Origin of the sequence: Lysinibacillus sp. NPDC056185 (genome assembly GCF_047737915.1) — a bacterium.
Classification (GTDB): domain Bacteria; phylum Bacillota; class Bacilli; order Bacillales_A; family Planococcaceae; genus Lysinibacillus.
Genome location: NZ_JBLLLQ010000036.1, coordinates 17636 through 41370, shown reverse-complemented (window position 1 = coordinate 41370; position 23735 = coordinate 17636). Strand labels below are relative to the sequence as shown.

The following is a 23735-nucleotide window of genomic DNA, read 5'->3' as shown; positions in this document are numbered from 1 at the left end:
CTATAAGTAACTTGAGTTCTATAACAAAACAATCTTTCTTCCCTTTCGTCATTACCCGTCACTCCTTTCTTTTTTTGATTATTCACAATATACAACATAAACATATGTTCTATAAAGAAAAAAGCACTTCATTCCTCCCACCTTTGAAGAAGTGGGCTTCCTGAAGCTCAATTCTGTGATAATTCCTCGCTTTTGGTACATGAATCAAATGTTTGTCTAATTTAAACTCTCATTGTATTTATAGGTAGTTGTTTAAACACGGGATAATCATTTCCTGGTAACTTTAATAGCTGTTGTTTCTCGTGCTGCCAAAAGATCTTCAATTGGTTTGTTTCTTCGATAGTGAATTCTGTTTCGGTCTTCTACCATCTTATTCGCGAGTTGTTCTGTTAAATCATTCAAGTCTTTAATGACAGGTGGCACACCCTCAGCTTGTTTAAAGAGCAGCTTTATGCCACTTAAAAAGCATTCCTGATTTTCAGATGGCATTGATACAATTGGCTTCAGACATTGCTAGAATCCTTTCATTCCTCCACTGTTGAAGATTCGACACCCTTACAGTAGAGGGACTTGGGGTGGCAGGCAAGTCTTTTTTTTGCATTAAAAAAGTGCGAGACTTTGTACAAATACGTTGCACAAGTCTGCACTTTTATTTTGCAATAAACAGGCTTTTTTTAAATCATCTTCAAAATTAACACATAACACAATCTAATTTATTTTTTGTTTATCTCTGCCTCTAATGATAATTTTAGATCGTTGTCCATCAATTTTACTTTGAATTTCCTCTGAACTCAGGAATTCATTGATAATCGGGGGTCCTACCAACAAAAAGCGAAAAACATACGCTAAGCAAATTTCGACATAAAGAAAGCAGATTTTTTATACACTGATTGAAGAGGGAGTTTACCAGCCATATACTCATCCATAAATTCATTTTTAAAGGCGTCAGTATAGGTATAGGTAATAGCTCTTTCGCTAACACGTTGTACATTAGGATTCTTTTGAAGTATTTTTATCTCTTTCGTTGAAAATGTTATCGTACTAATATTGTCAACTTATCCCTGTATCTTGAATTCCAAGTATATAAAAAATACCTGTAGATAAAACACTCTTTTTCAAGTGTCCTAACTACAGGTACCATATTAATTGAGCGCACTCAATTTGACTGTTTGAAGCTAGTTATGTCCCAGCCTCATTCTTTACTTATTTACGATAGTCTAGCAATAATACCTTCCTCATCGTCCAGAACGAGTTCGATGCCTGTTGAAAATGGATCACCATGTAGGACATCTTTAATCCATACACGTAGTGCGCCAATCATTGCTGCTGTATCGAATATCTCGATTTGACCATTAGTTTCAACTTCTGCACCGAAGCCTGTGTCATCATCGTATGTTAGTTCTACAAGTACATCCTCAGGGCGAATGTTTTTATAGTAGGCCTGAGATAAGCAAATTGCATTTATAATATCTTGCTCATTAATTATTTGTGCCATTGTGCTTCCTCTTTACGTTTTTTATCTTTAAACATATTAACGATTTTTACAACTAGCATTATGATAACCATGATGGCTGCAACGTTAATTAATAAGCCTAAAATATTACCGAGCATACCCATACCACTGAAAAGACTTCCGAATAATAAACCAGCTAAGCCACCAAGCATTAAGCCTTTCATAAGGCCGCCTGAGAAGAAGCCGCCTTTCTTAGCTGTTGAATCCGTTTTGTTTGTGCTTTTATTTGTTGTTGTATTATTTTGATCTTTAGATTTATCCTGAGATTTTTGGAAATTTGAGCTATTATTATTATTATTATTGTTTGAGAAGCCTTTTTTACCGGACTTATAGGATTTAGCTTCTGCAGTTGGTGTATCTGAGATGAACAATGTTGCACCTACAGATGCAAACATAAGTGTCGCTGCAAAAAGAGCGGCAAGGATTTTTTTCATTACTTGTATTCCTCCAATATAATTTTTAGTTTTGTCTAAACTAGTTCTTAATAGTAATTTTACATGAACTTTCTCGATAAATAAAATAAACGCTTCGATCAATTTAGGGATATCAACAAATTTGAACAAGAAGTGTCAGTGCTCATCACCAAATTTTAGACATGCACTACTTATAATGTATGCTGTATATTGTTGATTGCAGTGGAGGTTGGGCGCTGAGCCCAGTCGGAATGGAAACCAATACAGCGTTATAAGGATAGCATTAAAAATTGTATATAAAAAGAAAGGAGTGAGACGATGATTTCAACATTATTACTATTAATTTCGATTTTTTTACTATTATATATAACGGAAAAAAGACGTTTTCTCAATGCAGTAGTTCTTGGCCTTTTAGGAGTGTATATTTTAAGTACAATAATTAGTCATCCTATATTTCTCCCGAATGAGCAGGGGATTGTGTCGAAGATGGGTATAGTTATTATACTAGGAAGTTTCCCGAGTATGATGTTTATTTTATCGATCGCTACGTTTTTTAATAGTAAAGTTTTACTTGAAAAAGAAGGCCGTAAAGTCCGTAATCTATTGTTAGCTGTTTTTGGCTTGAGCTTTTTTATTATGATGATTTGGTATGTATTTGTAATTTTTATGAATATCGAACATGAAATTTGGCAAATTCTTTTCTTCTATGCGTTTTTGGTTTTTGGCTATACAATGTTTTTATATACAAGCATAATGGCCTACGCGACTCTATATCATTTTACGCCGATCCTGTATGAGCCTAACTATATTATTGCGCTAGGATCAGGACTAATTGGAGATAAAGTGCCACCACTTTTAGCTAGCCGTTTAGATGAGGCAGTAAAGCAATTTCAAAAATATGGAGAACGACCTACCATTATCGTCTCAGGTGGGCAGGGGCATGATGAAAAAGTATCAGAAGCATATGCCATGAAAAAATATATAGTTGACGAACATCAAATACCAGCTAAAAAAGTATTAATGGAAGATCAATCTACAAATACTGAACAAAATATGGCATTCTCTAAAAAAATTATGGATAAGCATGCTCAAGGAAAGAAATATCGATCCATATTCGTAACGAATAATTTTCATGTTTTTCGTGCAAGTATTTATGCAAAAAAGGCGAAGCTTGATGCACAAGGTGTTGGTTCGAAGACTGCCTTTTATTATGTACCTAATGCATTTACTCGCGAATTTATCGGATTATTAGAAATGTATAAATGGATGAATGTCACTGTATTTTTGTTTATTACATTGTTCATTGGATTAATCTTGAGAGCATATGTGTAACCAATTTAGAACTGTCTTCCATATAATAGTGGCAAGATAGCGTGCAAGGGGGGAAATGAATGTATGGGCAATTTTTAGAAAAAAAAAATAAAGAGCGAATTGTATCTCTGCAAAAGCTCACGCAAACACAAGATACATGGTTTGCGCAAAACATAAATTTAATAACAGTCGAACAAGTACAATTAGCAACCTTGCACAAAATACTATATCAAGTTGTGCAAGGACTGTTGAAAAAGAATCAACAACGACACTTACAAATTATACATCCAGAACAGACGAAGTCAGTACAGGAGAATGTGCTAACGCTTTTAGCTGAATATGATGATTTACTGCGTGATGCAATTCCACTCCCTATCTATATTTTTATTTGGCAAATTTCTTCACTGGAGAGGTTATCCAATTGCAACGAAGTTGTAGATGATGTACTTGATATATTGGAATGGTATTTTATTCACCAAAATGAACAGGTTGAGGCGTTTGAAGAAGAAGATCTAGATCATGAGGAAATCATTGACTTATACAAAGATGCCATTGAGGAACAGGATGCTGATGCACAATTTCAGCTTGGAGAATATTATAGTGCAGTTGACGGCGAATATTTCCGACCAGAAAAGTCAATAAAGTGGTTTGAGTTAGCAGCGTCACAAGGAAATGCCGATGCACAGTATGCACTTGGTAATTTTTATTTTGAAGGTCTAGGTGTTCAAGAAGACTATAATAGAGCTTTTATATTGTATGAGGATGCAGCAAATCAAGGGCATCCAGATGCTGCGAATAATTTAGCAGATATGTATTTTAACGGTGAGGGAGTACCAGAAAATTTGGTACTTGCGAAGAAGTGGTTCGACTTCGCTGCACAACAAGGTGTGGCAGAGGCTATGTTTACCCTCGGAATTATTTACGAGCAGGGATTAGGAATCGACAAAAATGAGGAGCAAGCATGTAGCTACTATAGAGGATCTGCTGAAGCAGGCTATGTTGAAGCGCAATACAGGCTTGGAGGAATCTATTTAGAGGGACGGTTAGGGCAAACGAAAGATGTGAACCGTGGATTATATTGGTATGAAAAAGCTGCAGAGCAATATCATGTCGATACCTTTTATGATTTAGGCTTCATTTGGAGCCAAGGGTTAACAGGTATACGCAATATTGAAAAGGGTATTCATTGGTTTAAACAGGCTGCTCTTCAAGGAGATTCGGAAGCTAAATTACAATTAGGGCACATTTACAATAAAGGAGAAGGAATAGCTAGAAATATTAAAGAGGCTATAAAGTGGTATGGACTTGCAGCAGAAGCAGGAAGTGAGGAGGCTGCAATTTTACTGCAAGAATTGAAAGGAAAGTAAGTATTTTTATTAAAAAATAATAGGTATTTAGATTTGATTATCAACATTTTGTATACAGGTCTTAGGTTCTTATTTAAGGGTGTTTTGTAGGTGTATATCACTACAAATGGCTGATTGTAAAAATATTAATATAACAAAGCGGTAATTATTTCAAACTAAAACAAGGAAAAAATAAGGATAAAAAAATAGAGATGATGTAAATTGGCTACCCAAAAGTATTGTGGTAGCTTTTTTACTGCTTTAGATAATAGGTTAGATAACAGGGACTTTTTATATAATTTAAGGAAAAAAATGTATACCCGAAAATTGACAGCTATTTATAAAATGTATAATGTATATGAGTGATTTTGAAAGAGTAGTTAGAAGCAATAGCTAGTAATAAGATTGCAATTTTTAGCTGATTGTAGCCCGTAGCAGGAATCAGCGTCATAAGTGATGTGATGGCTTATCACTAAAAGTTGGGGATGAAATCTTCCTAATCTTTTATATTTTTGGTAGACGAAATTAAATTTTTCTCAGCTTTTCAAAAGTACACAGCATGAAAGAGGGTAAATGTGTGATCTTTCAAAAACAGAGAAAGACAACGGCGTTAGATTTAAAGCAATACATTGTAAAAATGGATTTAGCGAATTGCCATTCAATAAAAAAGCAAATTGATTTGCTCAAATTGACAAAGAGGGATTTACAATATTTAAAAGCCTTTCAACCTTTTGTAGAAGGCAGTATTGATAATATTGTTAATCGATTTTATGAAATGATTGGAACTGAACGTAGTTTAGTAGATATTATTAATAAACATAGTTCAGTGGAGAAGCTGAAAATTACATTACGACGTCATATTATTGAAATGTTTAATGGTACGATTGATGATGAATTTTATCAAAGACGAATAAAAATTGCTAAAGTGCATGTCCATATTGGGCTTAAAACACAATGGTATATTTGTGCGTTCCAAGATTTAACAGCGTCATTTATTGACTTGGTTGAAGAACATGTTAATCATCCAGTGGATCAGCTTAATACAATTCGAGCCATCTCAAAAATTTCTAATTTTGAGCAACAATTGGTTTTAGAGGCGTTTGAGCACACAATTGAGCAAATTCATGAAAAAATGGAACGTAGAAAAGAAGCGATAGAGCAAGAAATCGTAGAGTCTTCGGAAGGTCTTGCCACAATATCTCATGAAACGAACAATTCATTTCATCGCTTAAGTGGACAATCAGAGGAAATTAAACAACTAGCGAAAAAATCACTTCAAGTGTCGACTTTGGCTGAGAGTCAGGCATTAGAAGGTCGTGAACGATTAAAGAGTCAATCGCAAAATATGAGTAATATTATTTATTCGCTTGATGATATAGCGGAAAATATTGCACAGTTGACAGATATGTCAAAGGAAATGGAATCGATTATGAATGTTGTGACAAATATTGCTAATCAAACGAACTTGTTGGCTTTAAATGCGGCAATAGAAGCGGCTCGTGCTGGAGAAGCGGGCAAAGGCTTTAGTGTTGTTGCAGATGAAGTGAGAAAACTATCGATTCAAACAAAGGAATCTGTCACATCGGTAGCGACGTTACTACATAAAACGAATGAGCGGACAGATAAACTTGTTCATTCGCTTAGTAATATTCAAGAAGAGGTAGCGTCTGGTGAGGAAAATATGGTTCAAACGGAAGGACAATTTACTAACATATTAGAAGCAATGACCGAGGCTAAAGACCAGAATGGTCAGATGGAAAAAGAAGTACAAGCAATAGTAGACGTACTAAGTGAATTAGGTATTGCCTTTAATGAAGTGAAAAACTCAGCTGGAAAACTAGCTAGCTTTGCACAAAATTTAAATTAATTTAGAGAAAAGCAAAAGGCAAAGAAAATTGTTGTTTCCTATTTTGCTACACACTTTAAGGCACAAATAACACTATATTAATTGTTTATATATAATTTCCGTTATGGAGATAAAAGCCTCTAGCGAATATATGCTATTTGAATATGAAAAAAATGGAGCTATCCAATGTACTGGATAGCTCCATTTTTGCTAAATTTGTAAAGGGTTTAACGTAATTTTTGATAAAAAAAGTTTATACTAAATAAAGAACTAAAAATAGGGGCGGTTAATATGAAAACAGTTGTTGTATTAGGTGGCGGAATTACGGGATTGTGTACGATGCATTATTTACAACGCCAAGTTCAGGAGAAAAACTTAGATGTAAAACTTGTACTTGTTGAAAAAAATACATACCTTGGTGGCAAGCTTCACTCTGCATATGAACAAGGCTTCATCATGGAAACTGGAGCAGATTCTATTGTAGCGCGTCATAAAGGTGTCATGGAGTTAGTAGAGGAACTAAACTTTGAACAAAATCTTGTGTACAACGAAACAGGTATTTCGTATATTTACACAAATAATGAGCTACATGCTATCCCAGCAGACTCAACGTTCGGTATTCCTATGAGCCTACAATCTCTCGAGGAAAGCACGCTTGTATCTGAGGAAGGTAAAAAAGAAGCGTTAAAGGATTTAACAATGCCGAATGAAAGGTTTACAAAGGAAAGCTCGATTGGGGAATTTTTAACGTATTATTTAGGTGAGGAGCTTGTTCAAAACCAAATAGCGCCGGTACTTGCAGGTGTATATTCTGGAGATTTAAATCAACTTTCAATTGCTTCGACTTTACCGTATTTAATCGATTACAAAAACGATTACGGTAGTATTATTAAAGGTTTTGATGCAAACAGGAAACAATTTGTGAAAGCCTCCAACAAAAAATTTATTTCATTTAAAAATGGTTTATCGTCACTAATTGATCGACTTGAAGAAACATTAACGGATGTAGAAATTATAAAAGGAATTGCCACTACTAGTGTTAAAAAGCAGGAGAATCTATACTCTGTTACGTTAGCAAACGGTAAAATGATTGAAGCAAATCATGTTGTATTGGCACTGCCAAATGAAGCGGTACAAAGCTTATTACAGGATGAATCGTTGAACGGCTATTTTGAACAATTTAATACTGCATCCGCCATTACGATTTATTTAGGATTTGATGTTCCCGATAATAGATTGCCAGCAGATGGAACAGGCTATATTGTGTCACATAATTCGGATGTTATTTGTAATGCAGCAACGTGGACAAGCCGCAAGTGGAAACATACCTCTGCAGAAGGGAAATTACTTGTACGACTTTTTTATAAGAGCATTAACCCTAAGTATGAGAGATTGCGTATGATGACAGATGAAGAGTTAGCAGCAGTTGCTCTTGAGGATGTAAGAAAAAGCTTGGGGATTGAGGAAAAACCAACTGTTGTTGACGTGACAAAATGGATCGACCAGATGCCGAAGTACGACTTGGCACATCGTGAAGCGTTGCAAGGTCTCTTACAAGAGCTCGAGAAAAACTATCCAAATTTATCAATAGCGGGATGCTCATATTTTGGAGTAGGCATAGGTGCATGTATTCAAAACGGTAAAAAAATTGGTGAAGAACTTGTAGAAAAACTATCGTAATTGTTTGATATAAATCAAAATATTATAAATTTCGTAAAAATTATCCTTTGTTCAGTGAAATAGTCTTGACTCAATCGTTCGTAAACGATATGATTCTTTTAATTATTTAAAAAATTCATACTAAATTCTTATCAAGAGAAGCAGAGGGACTGGCCCTATGAAGCTTCAGCAACCAACTTAATGTCAGGTGCTAAATCCAGAAGACCGTGTGTCGAAGATGAGAAGGAAAACAATTACGAAATGACGTAAAAGCCTTCTTTTTTTATGAAAGAAGGCTTTTTTTTATTTTAAAGATTAGGGAAGAGAGGTTAGTTTTATGGAATTGCTTGAAAGGTTAAAAACGCATGTTCTAACAGCAGATGGTGCAATTGGTACAGTTTTATACGGCTACGGCTTGGAGTACTGTCATGAGGAAATGAATGTACAGAGACCTGAATTAATTGAAAAGATTCATAGAGAATATATTGCAGCTGGTGCTGATATTATTCAGACGAATACTTACGGAGCTAATGCCATAAAATTAGCCCGCTATGGGTTAGAATCTCGTGTACAACAGTTTAATGAAGCTGCTATAACGATTGCAAAACGAGCAGCGGCAGATGGTGGACAATTTGTTTTAGGTACTATTGGGGGAATCCGTGGTATTCGTAAAAGTGACGCAACGTTAGAGGAAATTTTAGCAACCGTTGATGAGCAGGCAACAGTTTTACTGGCAGGAAATCCAGATGGTCTTTTACTTGAAACTTATTATGATTTTGAAGAGCTAACGGCGACTTTAACAATGCTACGATCTAAAACGAAATTACCGATTATCGCTCAAGTTTCTATGCACGAACCCGGAATATTACAAAATGGAATGAGCTTAAATAATGCCTTACATAAACTTGAAGCGTTAGGTGCTGATATCGTAGGTGTCAACTGTCGCTTAGGCCCTCACCATACTATACAAGCATTTGAAGGAGTAGAGCTTCCTGAGAAGGCATTTATGTCAGCGTATCCGAACGCCTCTCTTCTTGATTTGGAGGATGGGCGTGTCGTTTATGAGTCGGAGGCAGATTATTTTGGTCGAGCAGCTGTAGAGCTTCGTGATCAGGGGGTACGTTTAATTGGTGGTTGTTGTGGAACGACACCAAAGCATATTGCTGCAGTGAAAAAGTACTTAGAGGAGCTATCTCCGGTTGAGGAAAAGTATGCAAAGCCGGAAAAAGTAGAGATTGTCCGTGAGGCAGAGCCAGCAAATTATGAGCCATTACATGAAAAAGTAAAACGTGAACGCTCGGTTATTGTGGAATTAGATACACCAAGACATTTAGAAATTGAAGGCTTTATTGAAGGTGCAAAAAAAATATATGAGGCGGGCGCAGATGTAGTCATGATGGCCGATAACTCTCTTGCTTCTCCAAGGATTAGTAATGTCGCAATGGGAGCCTTACTGAAAGAAACACACGGGGTACGCCCGTTAACCCATATAACATGCCGAGATCGTAATTTAATTGGTCTTCAATCACATTTAATGGGATTAAATGCACTAGGGATTCATGATATTTTAGCAGTTACTGGAGATCCGACAAAGGTAGGCGATTTCCCAGGAGCAACTAGCGTTTATGACGTATCTTCAATGGAGCTGATCCAATTAATAAAACAATTAAATGAAGGTGTATCGTTCTCAGGGAAACCGCTTCGAAAAAAGGCAAATTTCTCTGTAGCGGCTGCGTTTAATCCTAATGTACGTGTACTAGATCGCGCTGTCTCTCGATTAGAAAAGAAAATTGAACATGGGGCAGATTATTTTATTTCACAGCCTGTTTATACAAAGGAAAAAATCGTGGAAATTTACGAGGCGACAAAGCATTTAGAAACACCAATTTATATAGGCATTATGCCAGTAACGAGCTATAAAAGTGCGGAGTTCTTACATCATGAAGTGCCAGGCATCAAACTATCTGATGATGCATTAGCACGTATGAGGGCTTGTGGCGATGATAAGGAACGCGCAACACTAGAAGGAATTGCAATTGCTAAAGAATTAGTAGAAGTAGCAGCGGAATATTTCAATGGTATTTACCTCATCACACCATTTTTACGCTATGATATGACGCTAGAATTAATGAAATTTATTGAGCAATTGGATGAACAGAAAAAAGGGGTAAGTATAAATGGCTAAGCACATGATTGAAGAGCAACTAGAGAAACGAATATTAATTCTTGATGGCGCAATGGGAACAATGCTACAAAATGAAAATTTATCAGCAGAGGATTTTGGCGGCGAGGAATATGATGGCTGTAATGAAAATCTCGTGCTAACTAGACCAGATGTGCTTGAAAAAATTCATGGAAAATATTTAGAGGCTGGAGCAGATATTATTTGTACAAATACATTTGGAAGTACTCCACTTGTATTAAATGAATATGATCTTGGTGCGAAAGCAGAAGAGATTAATAAACGCGCTGTAGAAATTGCACGCAAAGTAGTGGATGAGTTTTCAACTTCCGACTGGCCACGTTTTGTAGCGGGGGCTATGGGACCAACTACAAAAACCTTATCGGTTACAGGTGGTATTACATTTGATGAGTTAGAGGAAAACTTCTATGTTCAGGCAAAGGCATTAATCGAAGCCGGGGCGGACGTTCTGTTGCTAGAAACTAGTCAGGATATGCTAAATGTTAAGGCAGGAACATTGGGGGTATCTCGTGCCTTTGAAGCAACGGGAAAAGAGCTACCTGTGATGATATCGGGAACAATTGAACCGATGGGAACGACACTGGCTGGTCAAACAATTGATGCTTTTTACATTTCCATCGAGCATATTAAACCATTATCAGTTGGTTTAAACTGTGCGACTGGACCAGAGTTTATGACTGATCATATTCGTTCATTAGCAGAGCTTTCAACAGGCTATATTAGCTGTTACCCGAATGCGGGCTTACCAGATGAGGAAGGCTGCTATCATGAGTCACCTGATTCATTGTCACAAAAGCTAAAAGGCTTTGCAGAAAAGGGCTGGCTAAATATTGTCGGAGGTTGCTGCGGTACAACGCCAGCACATATTGCGGCTATCCGAGAGGTGCTAAAGGACGAAAAGCCTCGCCAATTACCAGATGCAACCCATGGTCATGTAGTATCAGGGATAGAGCCATTGGTGTATGACGACTCTATGCGTCCATTATTTATTGGAGAACGGACAAATGTCATCGGCTCTCGTAAGTTTAAAAATTTAATTATTGATGGGAAGTTTGAGGAAGCGGCAGAAATCGCGCGTGCTCAGGTGAAAAATGGAGCACATGTTATCGATATTTGTTTAGCAAATCCTGACCGCGATGAACTAGCGGATATTCGTGGCTTTATGCAGGAGGTTGTAAAAAAAGTAAAAGTACCTCTTGTGATTGACTCGACAGATGAAAAAGTAATTGAGGAAGCACTTAAGTTTTCTCAAGGGAAAGCTATCATTAATTCTATTAACTTAGAGGATGGTGAGGAGCGTTTTGACGCAGTTTTACCGCTAGTGAAAAAATATGGGGCCTCTTTAGTAGTGGGGACAATTGATGAGCAAGGCATGGCGGTTGATCGACATCGCAAGCTAGAGATTGCTGAACGTTCCTATAAATTGTTAACAGAAAAATGGGGTATTGCTCCTGAAGATATTATTTTTGACCCATTAATGTTCCCAGTAGGTACAGGAGATGAGCAGTATATTGGCTCGGCGCTTGAAACAGTAGAAGGAATTCGCCTTATTAAGGAGAAAATGCCACGTACATTAACGGTGCTTGGTGTAAGTAATATTTCATTCGGATTACCACCAGTAGGTCGTGAAGTATTGAATGCCGTGTATTTATATCACTGTACACAGGCTGGTTTAGATTATGCAATTGTGAATACGGAGAAGCTAGAACGTTATGCATCTATTCCTGAGGCAGAGATTAAGCTAGCAAATGATTTACTGTTTCATACAAATGATGAGACATTAGCCGTCTTCACGGATTTCTATCGCGATAAAAAGAAGGAAAAAACAGAGGAAGATATCCCTAAAACAGTAGAAGGTCGCTTAGCTTACTATATTTTAGAAGGTACAAAGGAAGGGCTTATTGAGGATTTAGAGGCTGCTCGTGAAATTTTCGAAACGCCGCTTGCTATTATTAATGGACCTTTAATGGATGGAATGGCAGAGGTTGGCCGCTTATTTAACGATAATCAGCTCATCGTAGCAGAGGTATTACAATCAGCAGGGGTTATGAAAGCAGCAGTAGCACATTTAGAGCAATTTATGGAGAAAGATGAAGAGAGTGCTGGCAAGGGGAAGATGGTTCTTGCAACTGTAAAAGGCGATGTGCATGATATTGGGAAAAACCTTGTCGATATAATTTTAAGTAATAATGGCTTTAAGGTCATTGATCTGGGTATCAAAGTAACACCTTCCCAATTAATAGAAGCGATTCGCAAGGAGAAGCCAGATTTCATCGGGCTTTCAGGCTTACTTGTAAAATCAGCACAGCAAATGGTTATTACAGCTCAGGATTTTAAAGAAGCGGGAATTGACGTACCTATTTTAGTAGGGGGAGCGGCATTATCCCGTCGCTTTACTGAAACAAAAATTGCTGGCGAATATAATGGACCTGTCATTTATTCAAAGGATGCGATGCAAGGATTAGAGCAGGCAAATCGGCTAATGGGGACAGATACACGTGCAGATTTCTTAGCTGAAATTAAGGAATCTCGTGAAAAACGCTTAGAGGCAGACGAAAAAAGAGCGGCTCGCCCTGCGAAAGAAGTAACAGTAAAGCCTGTACGTACAATAAAGGAAGCGTCTGTCTTTCTACCAGCAGATGTGCGACGCCATGTAAAGAGAGAATATGCTGTTTCGCATTTATATCCATATGTTAATATGCGGACATTACTAGGACATCACCTAGGCTTAAAAGGTCAAGTACAGCAATTACTTGATGCTGGCGATGCAAGAGCAACGGAGTTAAAAGAGTTAGTCGACGATTATTTACAAAGGGACCTATTGAAACCATCAGGTATGTATCAGTTTTTCCCTGCACAAGCCGATGGGGATGATGTAGTCGTTTATGATCCAGCAGATAGCAAAACAGAAATTGAACGATTTACCTTCCCACGTCAACAAGTTGAACCGTTTTTATGTCTTGCAGATTTCCTGAAAACAGTTGAAAGCGGTGAAATGGACTATATTGCCTTAATGGTGGTAACAGCTGGCCAAGGGGTTATGACGAAGGCTCGTCAGCTAAAAGAGGAAGGGAAATTCCTTGAAAGTCATGCATTACAATCTACAGCCCTTGAGCTTGCGGAAGGCTTTGCAGAGCGTATGCACCAAGAAATTCGTGATCAATGGGGCTTCCCAGATGCAACAGATTTTACAATGCGTGATCGTTTCGCGGCAAAATATCAAGGACAGCGCTTCTCATTCGGCTATCCAGCATGTCCGAACTTGGAGGATCAAGAGAAATTGTTTGGCTTATTAAAACCAGAGGACATTGGTGTTCACTTAACGGAAGGCTTTATGATGGAGCCGGAAGCTTCTGTTTCAGCAATTGTCTTTGCACATCCAGATGCTCGATATTTTAATGTGTAATGCTAGAAAAAAGTGGTATAACTTTATGTAATGAGGTTAAAGCCTCGGCATAATTGAAGTAGGACGTGAGCATGATGATTCGATTGATGGAAGAGAAAGATTTACCTGGTGTTTTAGATATTTACAATGACATTATTTTAACGAGCAAAGCCGTTTATCGATATGAAACACAATCGTTAGAAGAAAAAAGACGATGGTTCACGGAGCAGCAAACATTCGGAAATCCACTGCTAGTGTTTGATGTAAATGGCACAGTAGCCGGCTTTGCAACATATAGTCAGTTCCGTCCATATCCAGGTTATAAGTACACAATGGAGCACTCTGTATATGTGCATAAGGATCATTATCAAAAGGGGATAGCGTCACAATTAATGCAAGAGCTAATTCGAACTGCCAAAGAGCAAGGTGTAAAGACGCTCGTAGCGGGCATTGATGGTGAAAACATCGGAAGTATTAAAATACATGAAAAACTAGGCTTTGAATACGCGGGTACAATAAAGAATGCAGGCTATAAATTTGGACAGTGGCTAGATCTTGTATTTTATCAGCTACAGTTAACCGGACCAAAAGTATAGAAGGGTATGACATGTCATATTCTTTCATACTGAGGGCAACTCTAGTTTATTTGCATAAAGCTGAATAATAATTGACCCCGACATTCAGCATTTTGAGAGGAGTATCGAAAAGTATTATTTTCCTCTATAGTGGATTTTTATGGTATTTTAATAAATAGTTTTATTCTTTTGGATTAGCTTGTCTACTTATGTTAATGATGAGGAGTTGTTGATTTTTCACGGAGAGTGGCGACTCCTGCGGGATTAGCTTGCGCTGAAAGCCCCGCAGGAACGAAGTGACGAGGAGATTGAAGCCAAGCCCGCGGAAAGCCCCAACTCGGAGTGAAAATCAACCTTAGTTTATTGATACAAATTATTTAATGTTTATTCTTTTGACGAAAAGATAAAAGGGTATGACAAATGTCATATCCTTTTTATGATGTTTGCTTCTGTTGCATGATTATACTCTTGTTTTATGATGAGGTCATAAGAAAAAATGAAACGAGGGAGTAAAAACAATGGCAACAGATCGAGAAAAAACAAAAAAACTGCGCCAGGACGTAGCGCCATTTGCGAAGTCTGACACAGCTAAAAGTATCTTTCAAATGGTAAATACAATTGTACCTTTAATCGCCCTATGGGTAGCTGGTTATATGTTAGTAGATGTTTCACCATGGTTGACAGCTGGCTTAAGTGTAATTTCTGCTGCATTTGTCGTACGAACTTTTATTATTTTCCATGATTGTACACACGGTTCATTTTTCAAAAGTAAAAAAGCAAACGACTGGGTTGGTTTTGTAACTGGGGTGTTAACATCATTCCCATATGAAAAATGGAAACGTGAGCATACAATTCACCACGCAACTAGCTCGAACTTAGATAAGCGTGGTATCGGTGATATTGATATGATGACAGTGGAAGAATTTTTACAAGCATCTAAAGGGCGACGTTTATGGTATCGTTTTTACCGTAATCCATTCGTAATGTTTGGCTTAGGTCCGCTATTTATGGTGTTAATTTTAAACCGTCGTAATCGAAATGACGCTAAACAGAAAGAACGTTTTAACACTTATCTAACAAATGTAGTCATCACGGGAATCTGTGTTGCCTTAATTTACTTTATGGGGTGGCAAGCATTTTTATTAGTGCATGTAGTAACATTGTTTGTTGCTGCTTCTCTTGGCATTTGGTTATTTTTTATCCAACATACGTATGAAGATTCTTATTTTGAGCATGACTCAGAGTGGGATTATGTAAAGGCCGCTGTTGAAGGTAGCTCGTATTATAAATTACCAAAGCTATTACAATGGGTTACAGGCAATATTGGCTTCCACCATGTACATCATTTAGCACCACGTGTACCGAACTATAATCTTGAAAAGGCGCATAATGACATACCGCCATTACACACTGCAACGACTATTACGTTACGTACAAGCCTAGAATCATTACGCTATAAGTTATACGATGAAGATCAAGGCAAGTTTGTAACCTTTAAAGAAGTTAATGAAATAATCAAACGAAAAGCAAGAAGCAGTATTGCTGCTTAGTAGAATTTTTTCAGCCATCTCTTCGAAGGGATGGCTGTTTTACGTAAATAAAACATATATTGAGGATGAAGCAATTACTGTGCTCATTATCAAAAGTTGTGGATTACATTTTTAATACGTAGCTTGTATATCAGTTGATTGGAGTGGAGGCTAGGCGACTCCTTATGGATTAGCGGATAGAGGAACGAAGGCTAAAACCATCACGTCCTGTGATAACGCCTTCGTGACCAACGCGAGTGAAGCGGCTCATCGGACGCCCCCAGGAAAGCGCCTAGCCGGAACGGAAATCCAACATCACGTTATGATAATGAGCCCATTACTACGGGGAATGTTATTATGTGGATAATGCATTAATAACCATGTGCAAGGCATAAAATTAATTTTCTTGTTATAATAAGGGAAAAGTAGGAAAGAGCGTGAGATTATAATGAGGAAATGGCACAGTATTATTCCGAATAGTCCAATGCTCAGTATATATTTATGGATTATTTTCTGTTTCCTACCGTTTTTCTTCATTTTTAGAAAATCATCGTATATAGAAATATCAGTAGGTATTACATTTTTAATGCTATATTTTATTTTCTATCGGTTTTCCATGAATTCGAAAAACGGTCTTGTTTATATGTGGATTAGCTTTGAAATGGTCATTAATATCGTCATGACCATATTATATGGCTATGTGTATTTATCGATTTTCACAGCTTTCTTCATTGGAAATATTCGTAAACCTGTTGGCTTCTATATTATGTATGGACTACATATTGGCTTTACGGTTATCTCTACGGGTATTGGCTTTTTCGTTGAGCTACACTTGTTTTTATCACAATTACCATTTGTTGTTTTAACGATTCTAGCGATTGTGCTACTTCCACTAACGATTTATGCAAAAAATAAACGCGAAAATTTAGAGGGGCAGCTTGAGACTGCTAATGAACGAATAGCTGAGTTAATTGTTTTTGAGGAACGCCAACGTATTGCACGGGATTTACATGATACTCTCGGCCAAAAGTTATCGATGATAGGCTTAAAAAGCGACTTAGCTTCAAGATTAATTGAACGTGATCCACAACAAGCTCTAACAGAGATTAAGGATATTCGTCAAACGGCAAGTATCGCATTAAAAGAGGTACGTGAATTAGTATCGGATATGCGAACAGCTAGGTTTGAGGACGAGCTTATGCGTATTTCTCAAATATTAAAGGCTGCTGAAATGGAGTTTGTATTTGAAGGTGATAAAGATACTTTACAAGTTCCGCCACTTGTGGAGAATGTATTATCCATGTGCTTAAAAGAGGCAGTTAATAATGTTGTTAAGCATAGTGGTGCTACAAAATGTGAAATTGCTTTCCATCAAAATTTTAAGGAAGTATATTTAGTTGTTCGTGATAATGGGCAAGGAATCACCAAAAAGCAAGCTTGGAAAACGGGTAACGGTTTAAAGGGAATGCGAGAACGGTTAGAGTTTATAAACGGTTCTTTTAAAATCGAGAGTGAAGTAGGCACTACATTAACAGTGTCGATTCCAGTGGCGATTACGCATCAGAAGGTCAAAGGAAATCTGAAGAACATATAGAAAAGAGGATTGCGACATGATACGAATTGTAATTGCTGAAGATCAGGGTATGCTACTAGGCGCACTGCGTTCATTACTTAGTATGGAGGATGATATGGAGGTCGTTGGATTAGCAAAAAATGGTGAAGAAGCATTGGCGCTTGTTGAAGAGCATCAGCCTGATATTTGTATTATGGATATTGAAATGCCTGTGAAAACAGGATTGGATGCTGCCGAGGAACTGCATTGCACAGGTTCTGATTGTAAAGTGATTATATTAACGACATTTGCAAGGCCGGGTTATTTTGAACGTGCAAGAAAATCTAGCGTTCGTGGCTATTTACTAAAGGATAGTCCGATAGAAGAATTGGTCAGTGCCATTCGTACAATTATGGACGGCAAAAGAATATATGCGCCTGAACTCGTTGATTTTGTCTATGAGGATGATAGTGAAAATCCTTTAACTGACCGAGAGAGCCAAGTACTGACACTTGTTGCAGAAGGAAAGACGACAAAAGAAATTGCTGCAGAATTATTTTTATCGGCAGGGACTGTCCGCAACTACATTTCCACTATTTTAGAAAAATTAAATGTTGGGAATCGTATAGAAGCCATTGCACGCTTTAAAGAAAAAGGATGGAATAAATAAATAGCTTAAGAACCTATCATGAATATCCTTATACCTAAGAAAGTGTTTGGAATAAAAATAGACAAAAGGCATTGAATTATTTAAATTCAGTGCCTTTTGTCATTTAAAAAATATATTAGCATATTGTATATTTAGACTACTAATGATAAAATTTAGAAAACAGTAATCATTTTAATGGGAAGGATGGAAATAATTATGAACAAAATTATGAAAGTAACTTCAACAGCATTATTAGCAACAACATTTGTCGTTACTAGCGCATATCCTTCAGCCGTTTTTGCTGCAAGCAACGATATGGTTGATCCAGTAGTTGAGACAGAGACATCTATCCCATTACAAAGTAATATGGATCTAGCTGTTCAGGCGGCATTAGTCGGTCCTGAAATTAAAAAATTAAATGTACTAGGTCATGAATTTAATGTAAAACCAGCTTCTATTTCGAAAAAGAATGATCTAACAGTTGTAAATGGGCAAATATCCCATCACTTAAGCTGGCGTCCGGATGATCAATTGTACTACCGTATTGATATAGAAAATGGAGAAGTAAAGCAAGTAGAGATTAAAATTGACCGTGGAGGTTGGACAAGTTTATCTGCTCCATTTCTTGCTACATTAGCAGAGAAGAATGATATCCCGGTTACGCTTGAAATGATACAAGAACTTGGGCAAAAATTAGGTAGTTTTATTGATGGTAAATGGGAATATGCAGCAGAAGCAATTGTTTCAACTATTGCTTTACATGTTGAATAATATAAAACTTTAATCAGTGGGGGGCTTTTTTCATCCCCGCTGATTATTTTTATGACACGCAGAGTTTGAAAATCCACAACTAAAGCCAGAAGCATATTTAATTAAGCTTCTGGCTTCTTTATGTGACCTTATTTTTTGCGTTTTGTTAAACGTCCAAGAACGAATGCACCTGCTGCTACAGCAAGGACTGTGTTCGTTTTTTTCGTAAATACTTGTTTAGTAACAAGATTAAGATTTTGAGGACGCTCCGCTAAACGGCGCATAAAGTAGCCGTACCAATCTTCGCCGAATGGTACATATACACAGAAGTTATAGCCTTCTTTTGCAAGCTCTTTTTGCATATCTGTACGGAAGCCGTAAAGCATTTGGAATTCGAATTTATCAAGTGGAATATTATTGTCAGCTACAAAACGTTTTACGTGCGCAATAACATTATGGTCATGTGTTGCGATAGACGTAAACTTACCATGTAGTAAATGATATTCGATTAACTCGATGAAATTTAAATCAATATCTAATTTATCTTGGAAAGCAACCTCTGCAGGCTCTTTATAAGCACCTTTTACGATACGAAGGCGATAGTCGTTGAATTTTTCGATATCGTCCTTAGCACGGTAAAAGTAAGATTGGATAACAGTACCTACATTATTAAATGTTTTGGATAGCTCTTGGACCATATCAAAGGATGTTTGTAAACGACCATAGTCTTCCATGTCAAAGTTAACGAATATATCATATGCTGCTGCTTTTTCTACAATCTCATATAAATTATCGTAGCAAAAATCAACATCAATATCTAAACCTAATTGAGATGGCTTTAACGAAATATGTGCATCAACGCCGTTTTCATGAATAGCCTCAATAACAGCAAGGATTTGCTCTTTAGCTTTTGTTGCTTCTTCTTCAGTTGAAACAAATTCCCCTAAATTATCTACTGTGCAAGAGATTTTATGTGCGTTAAGCTCTTTGATGCTCGCAATCGTTTCTTCAATATTTGTACCAGCTACTACACTTTGTGCTCCTAATTTTAGTCCGTATTTTTTTGCAGCACTATTTAATAGTTGGTTTTCAGATAAATGGATGAAAAAATCGCGTAATAACATGGTCATTCTCCTCACTGCATTTCTTTTTTTTCTATATTATAGCACAATTTAGAAAATAAATATTGTTTTTACTATAACAATTATTTCACTTCAAGTAGTTGCATGCGCTCATTAAAAAGTGCAGGATAGCTTAAAAAACCTATCATAATGCTTGATAATGTCGCTGCTGTTAGCAGGGCGAAAATGATTAATAGTTGGAATTGCACCGCTTGAATAGGATCTGCTCCGCCGATTATTTGGCCACTCATCATACCTGGTAATTGAACAAGACCAATTGTTTTTTGGCTTTCTATTGTAGGAATCATACTGGCCTTTATCGCATTCATTAGCTGTCGATGAATAGCCTGTTTTGGTGTGCCGCCAAGCGATAACATTAACTCAATTTCGTTCTGATGACTTGCAATTTCCGATGTAAAACGGTTTAAAAATAGAACCGATAATACCATTGAATTACCAATCATCATGCCGCTAATTGGAATAATATACTGTGCTGTTGCAGGTACAATATCAAAACCAAGCAATACTCCTTGCGTAACAAATTCTACTACAATAAGAGTTAGCGCTATTTTCCATGTAATACCTTTAATACCTTTCCCTTTTTTACGAGCATTTAGTGTTGCTACTATAACCATTAAAGAAACCATAAGGAAAATATAAATATAGCTTTGAGCATCAAAGACAAATTTTAAAATGTAACCGACAGCAAGTAGTTGAATAATAGAACGAATAGTAGCGATGAGTGTATCTTTTTCGAGTCCTAGCTTTAAAGTTTTTGACAATAGAAGAGGAATTAAAACAAAAATTAACGTTAAGGAAAGAGAAGTATACGTCATACATTCACCCCCTGTACAAATTCAGCGACACGTGGATTTTTAGGTGCGTTAAGTAAGGAGCTTTTTCCTGTTTCAATTAGTTCTCCGTCCATCATGACCCAAGTATAGTGTCCGATTGTCAGCGCTTGCTGTAAATTATGAGTGATCCAAATGATTGTGACGTTAAACTTTTTATTAATTGTAGTAATAAGTGTCTCAATTTCCTTCACGGATTGACGGTCTAGTGCAGATGTGATTTCATCTAGCAATAAAATGGAGGACTGATTAATAAGTGTTCTTGCAATAGAGACTTTTTGTCGTTGTCCACCTGATAATTTATTCGTAGGGCGTTGTAAAAAGCTTTGATCTAGTCCAACGTCTTGTAAATATTGGATAGCTTCTTGCTCTGTAAGCTTTGCTCCTTGTAACGAACGAGGGAGTGCAAGATTGTCAAATACAGTTCCTTCTATCATAGGGGCCGCTTGAAGAGCCATACTCACATACCTTCTTAAAGCGGTTGGCTCGTAAGTAGAAATGTTTTGATTATCAATTAATATTTGACCATCTGTAGGAGATAATAGTCCATTGCACAATTTGAGTAGAGTTGTTTTGCCAGCACCTGAAGGGCCGACTAATGTGGTGATTTTTCCTTTTGGGAATGAACCAGTAAGCGATTTTAATATCATTTTGTCATTCGATGAAAAGGTGACCTGTTTAAAGTGAATGGCAGGCTCATATGAAGTATTCATAAAGTTAAAACTCCTTTATACTAATAGGTAAAATAACTGTAGCATGAAACAAAGGGAAGCTAAAGTCATTTACAGGCAGTGTGTAGTAATTAAGTTAAGGGGGATAGAGAATGGATGTATTATATGTAGATACATTAACATATGCACAAGGTGATATGTATATCGTTGCTTCAGATGAAGGTCTTGTGTATATAGGGACACCGAATGCATCATTTGAAGAGGTAGAAGTGTGGGCAAAAAAGCCATTTAAAGGCTATCGCTTTGAAGAGAATAAAGAAAAGTTACAGCGATATGTTAAGCAATTAACGGCTTATTTTAATAAAGAGCTTACAGAATTTGATGTGCCAGTACATGTCAAAGGAACACAATTTCAACTAGCAGTATGGAATGCATTGAAGGAGCTACCATATGGTACAACGACAACGTACTCAGACATTGCACACCGAATTGGTAATCCGAAAGCAGTAAGAGCTGTAGGCAGTGCAATCGGTGCCAACCCGATATTAGCAATTATTCCTTGTCATCGTGTAATTGGAAAAGATGGTAAGCTAACAGGCTTTCGTAGTGGACTAGCTATGAAAGAATTTTTACTGGAGCTAGAAAGAGCTTAAAACAAGAATCTGCATAACCTGTTGGGAAACAGCTCGCCAAAGGGATTGCAGATTCTTGTTTTTTGTATTAAAGAAACTAAAGCTAAATAAATGCTATTCACGTGTAGTACTGAAACTGATTGATCCATACAAGAAAATCAACATTAAAACAGAAGGATGAAAAACGCAAGAATTTGGGTATATAGTGTATACTAGGACTAATTATCAAAGCGGAAGAAGGGGTTTCTTGTGAGATCAAACTATGCAGATGATAGCTTAGCGCTACACACGGACTTGTACCAAATCAATATGGCAGAATCGTATTGGGCTGATGGTATACATAATAGAAAAGCAGTCTTCGAACTATATTTTAGAAAATTACCTTTTGGCAATGGTTATGCAATTTTTGCTGGGTTAGAGAGAATTCTTGAATATTTACGTGATTTTCGTTTTACTGATTCGGACATAACGTATTTACGTGAAGAGGTTGGTTATAAAGAGGATTTTATCGAGTATTTAAAAAATATTTGCTTTACAGGGGATATGTATTCGATGGTGGAAGGAGAAACTGTTTTCGCTAATGAACCAATTATTCGCATTGAAGCGCCTTTAGTGGAGGCGCAACTAATTGAAACCGCATTACTTAACATTGTGAACTACCAAACTTTGATTGCAACAAAGGCGAGTCGTATTAAACAAATTATAAAAAATGAAGTGGCGATGGAGTTCGGCACACGACGTGCTCAGGAGATGGACGCAGCAATTTGGGGAACGCGTGCGGCGTTTATTGGTGGTTTTGCTTCAACTAGTAATGTTCGAGCAGGTAAACTCTTTAATATACCGGTATCAGGTACACATGCACATGCACTTGTACAGGCCTATAAAAATGATTATGATGCATTTCACTCCTATGCAAAACGTCATCGTGATTGCGTATTCCTTGTAGATACTTACAATACGTTAAAATCGGGTGTGCCAACAGCGATTCAAGTGGCTAAAGAGCTGGGTGGCAAAATTAATTTTATTGGAATTCGTTTAGACAGTGGGGATATAGCTTTCTTGTCAAAAGAAGCGCGTCGTATGTTAGATGAGGCAGGCTTCCAGAACGCTAAAATTATCGTATCAAATGACTTAGATGAATACACGATCTTAAACTTAAAAGCTCAAGGTGCAAAAGTTGATGCGTGGGGAATTGGTACAAAGCTCATTACTGCATATGACCAACCAGCTTTAGGGGCTGTTTATAAAATGGTCGCTATTGAAAATAACGATGGGCAATTAGAAGATACGATAAAAATTTCAGCGAATGCTGAAAAGGTAACGACGCCAGGTCTTAAAAATGTATATCGCATTATTGATAGAAAGAATGGTAAGGCCGAGGGAGATTACATTACGATGCAAGATGAAAATCCTCAATCAGAGAAAAAAATTAAAATGTTCCACCCTGTTCATACATTCGTATCAAAATTTGTAACAAACTTTGAAGCTAAGGATTTACATCATCATGTGATTAAAAATGGAGAAATACATTATCAAAATCCTACTTTGGAAGAAATGCGTGATTATGCAGCTAATAATTTAGAATTGTTATGGGATGAATATAAACGTGCCATGAATCCTGAGGAATACCCAGTCGATTTAAGCCAAAAATGCTGGAATAATAAAATGCGTAATATTGAAGAAGTAAGTGAAATGGTCAATCGATTGTGAAGCATAAGGAGTGAAGGAC

General features: G+C 37.0%; 19 protein-coding genes and 1 riboswitch. Of the genes, 13 read left to right on the top strand and 6 right to left on the bottom strand.

Features of this window, described 5'->3' with window-relative positions:
• Positions 1-267 precede the first annotated feature (267 nt).
• The 3 genes from ACMZ42_RS23410 to ACMZ42_RS23400 all read right to left on the bottom strand — a co-directional run bounded on the left by ACMZ42_RS23410 (position 268) and on the right by ACMZ42_RS23400 (position 1947).
• Positions 268-489 (bottom strand): hypothetical protein, encoded by a 222-nt coding sequence (locus ACMZ42_RS23410; RefSeq protein ID WP_370082989.1) that lies wholly within the window; start codon positions 487-489, stop codon positions 268-270.
• A 718-nt stretch (positions 490-1207) separates the two neighbouring features.
• Entirely contained in the window at positions 1208-1495 is a 288-nt protein-coding gene (locus ACMZ42_RS23405) for a DUF2653 family protein (RefSeq protein WP_370082988.1), read from the bottom strand.
• On the bottom strand, positions 1483-1947 hold the full coding sequence (locus tag ACMZ42_RS23400; protein WP_370082986.1) for a hypothetical protein: 465 nt from the start codon (positions 1945-1947) through the stop codon (positions 1483-1485). The genes ACMZ42_RS23405 and ACMZ42_RS23400 overlap by 13 nt, the downstream gene beginning before the upstream one ends.
• Positions 1948-2244: 297 nt before the next feature.
• Here ACMZ42_RS23400 and ACMZ42_RS23395 point away from each other — a divergent pair, with 297 nt between their 5' ends.
• The 11 genes from ACMZ42_RS23395 (at position 2245) to ACMZ42_RS23345 (ending at position 18752) form a co-directional block, all read left to right on the top strand.
• A complete protein-coding gene (locus ACMZ42_RS23395; protein WP_415732959.1) occupies positions 2245-3258 on the top strand; it encodes a YdcF family protein in 1014 nt (337 codons plus the stop codon).
• Positions 3259-3317: 59 nt separating this feature from the next.
• On the top strand, positions 3318-4604 hold the full coding sequence (locus ACMZ42_RS23390; protein ID WP_415732958.1) for an SEL1-like repeat protein: 1287 nt from the start codon (positions 3318-3320) through the stop codon (positions 4602-4604).
• A 556-nt stretch (positions 4605-5160) separates the two neighbouring features.
• Positions 5161-6450: a protoglobin domain-containing protein gene (locus tag ACMZ42_RS23385; RefSeq protein WP_415732957.1), complete on the top strand. Its 1290-nt coding sequence runs from the start codon at positions 5161-5163 to the stop codon at positions 6448-6450.
• A 270-nt stretch (positions 6451-6720) separates the two neighbouring features.
• Positions 6721-8109 carry a protoporphyrinogen oxidase gene (locus tag ACMZ42_RS23380; RefSeq protein WP_415732956.1) on the top strand — a complete coding sequence of 463 codons (1389 nt, stop codon included), beginning with the start codon at positions 6721-6723 and terminating at the stop codon, positions 8107-8109.
• Between the two features lie 125 nt (positions 8110-8234).
• A riboswitch (SAM riboswitch) is annotated at positions 8235-8333 on the top strand.
• Positions 8334-8425: 92 nt separating this feature from the next.
• Complete coding sequence (locus ACMZ42_RS23375) at positions 8426-10273, top strand: bifunctional homocysteine S-methyltransferase/methylenetetrahydrofolate reductase (protein ID WP_415732955.1); 1848 nt, start codon at positions 8426-8428, stop codon at positions 10271-10273.
• Positions 10266-13697, top strand: coding sequence for a methionine synthase (gene metH, locus ACMZ42_RS23370; RefSeq protein ID WP_415732954.1), 3432 nt, complete (start codon positions 10266-10268; stop codon positions 13695-13697). The genes ACMZ42_RS23375 and metH overlap by 8 nt, the downstream gene beginning before the upstream one ends.
• A 74-nt stretch (positions 13698-13771) precedes the next feature.
• Positions 13772-14272 carry a GNAT family N-acetyltransferase gene (locus ACMZ42_RS23365; protein ID WP_415732962.1) on the top strand — a complete coding sequence of 167 codons (501 nt, stop codon included), beginning with the start codon at positions 13772-13774 and terminating at the stop codon, positions 14270-14272.
• Between the two features lie 497 nt (positions 14273-14769).
• The gene (locus tag ACMZ42_RS23360) at positions 14770-15801 is read left to right on the top strand and encodes a fatty acid desaturase (protein ID WP_415732953.1); all 1032 of its coding nucleotides are present in this window, start codon (positions 14770-14772) and stop codon (positions 15799-15801) included.
• Between the two features lie 565 nt (positions 15802-16366).
• Positions 16367-17374, top strand: coding sequence for a sensor histidine kinase (locus ACMZ42_RS23355; RefSeq protein WP_415732961.1), 1008 nt, complete (start codon positions 16367-16369; stop codon positions 17372-17374).
• 16 nt (positions 17375-17390) lie between these two features.
• Positions 17391-18002, top strand: coding sequence for a response regulator (locus tag ACMZ42_RS23350; RefSeq protein ID WP_370082970.1), 612 nt, complete (start codon positions 17391-17393; stop codon positions 18000-18002).
• A 195-nt stretch (positions 18003-18197) separates the two neighbouring features.
• On the top strand, positions 18198-18752 hold the full coding sequence (locus ACMZ42_RS23345) for a methyltransferase (protein ID WP_370082968.1): 555 nt from the start codon (positions 18198-18200) through the stop codon (positions 18750-18752).
• 128 nt (positions 18753-18880) lie between these two features.
• Here the strand turns inward: ACMZ42_RS23345 and ACMZ42_RS23340 are convergent, their stop codons facing one another.
• From ACMZ42_RS23340 to ACMZ42_RS23330, 3 genes are all read right to left on the bottom strand, one after another.
• Positions 18881-19855 carry a proline dehydrogenase family protein gene (locus tag ACMZ42_RS23340; RefSeq protein WP_370082966.1) on the bottom strand — a complete coding sequence of 325 codons (975 nt, stop codon included), beginning with the start codon at positions 19853-19855 and terminating at the stop codon, positions 18881-18883.
• A gap of 80 nt (positions 19856-19935) precedes the next feature.
• Positions 19936-20688: an ABC transporter permease gene (locus ACMZ42_RS23335; protein ID WP_370082964.1), complete on the bottom strand. Its 753-nt coding sequence runs from the start codon at positions 20686-20688 to the stop codon at positions 19936-19938.
• Positions 20685-21416 carry an ATP-binding cassette domain-containing protein gene (locus ACMZ42_RS23330; protein ID WP_370082963.1) on the bottom strand — a complete coding sequence of 244 codons (732 nt, stop codon included), beginning with the start codon at positions 21414-21416 and terminating at the stop codon, positions 20685-20687. The genes ACMZ42_RS23335 and ACMZ42_RS23330 overlap by 4 nt, the downstream gene beginning before the upstream one ends.
• A 110-nt stretch (positions 21417-21526) precedes the next feature.
• Here ACMZ42_RS23330 and ACMZ42_RS23325 point away from each other — a divergent pair, with 110 nt between their 5' ends.
• Both ACMZ42_RS23325 and ACMZ42_RS23320 read left to right on the top strand, forming a co-directional pair.
• On the top strand, positions 21527-22027 hold the full coding sequence (locus tag ACMZ42_RS23325) for a methylated-DNA--[protein]-cysteine S-methyltransferase (protein WP_415732952.1): 501 nt from the start codon (positions 21527-21529) through the stop codon (positions 22025-22027).
• A gap of 228 nt (positions 22028-22255) precedes the next feature.
• Entirely contained in the window at positions 22256-23716 is a 1461-nt protein-coding gene (locus ACMZ42_RS23320) for a nicotinate phosphoribosyltransferase (protein ID WP_415732951.1), read from the top strand.
• Positions 23717-23735 lie beyond the last annotated feature (19 nt).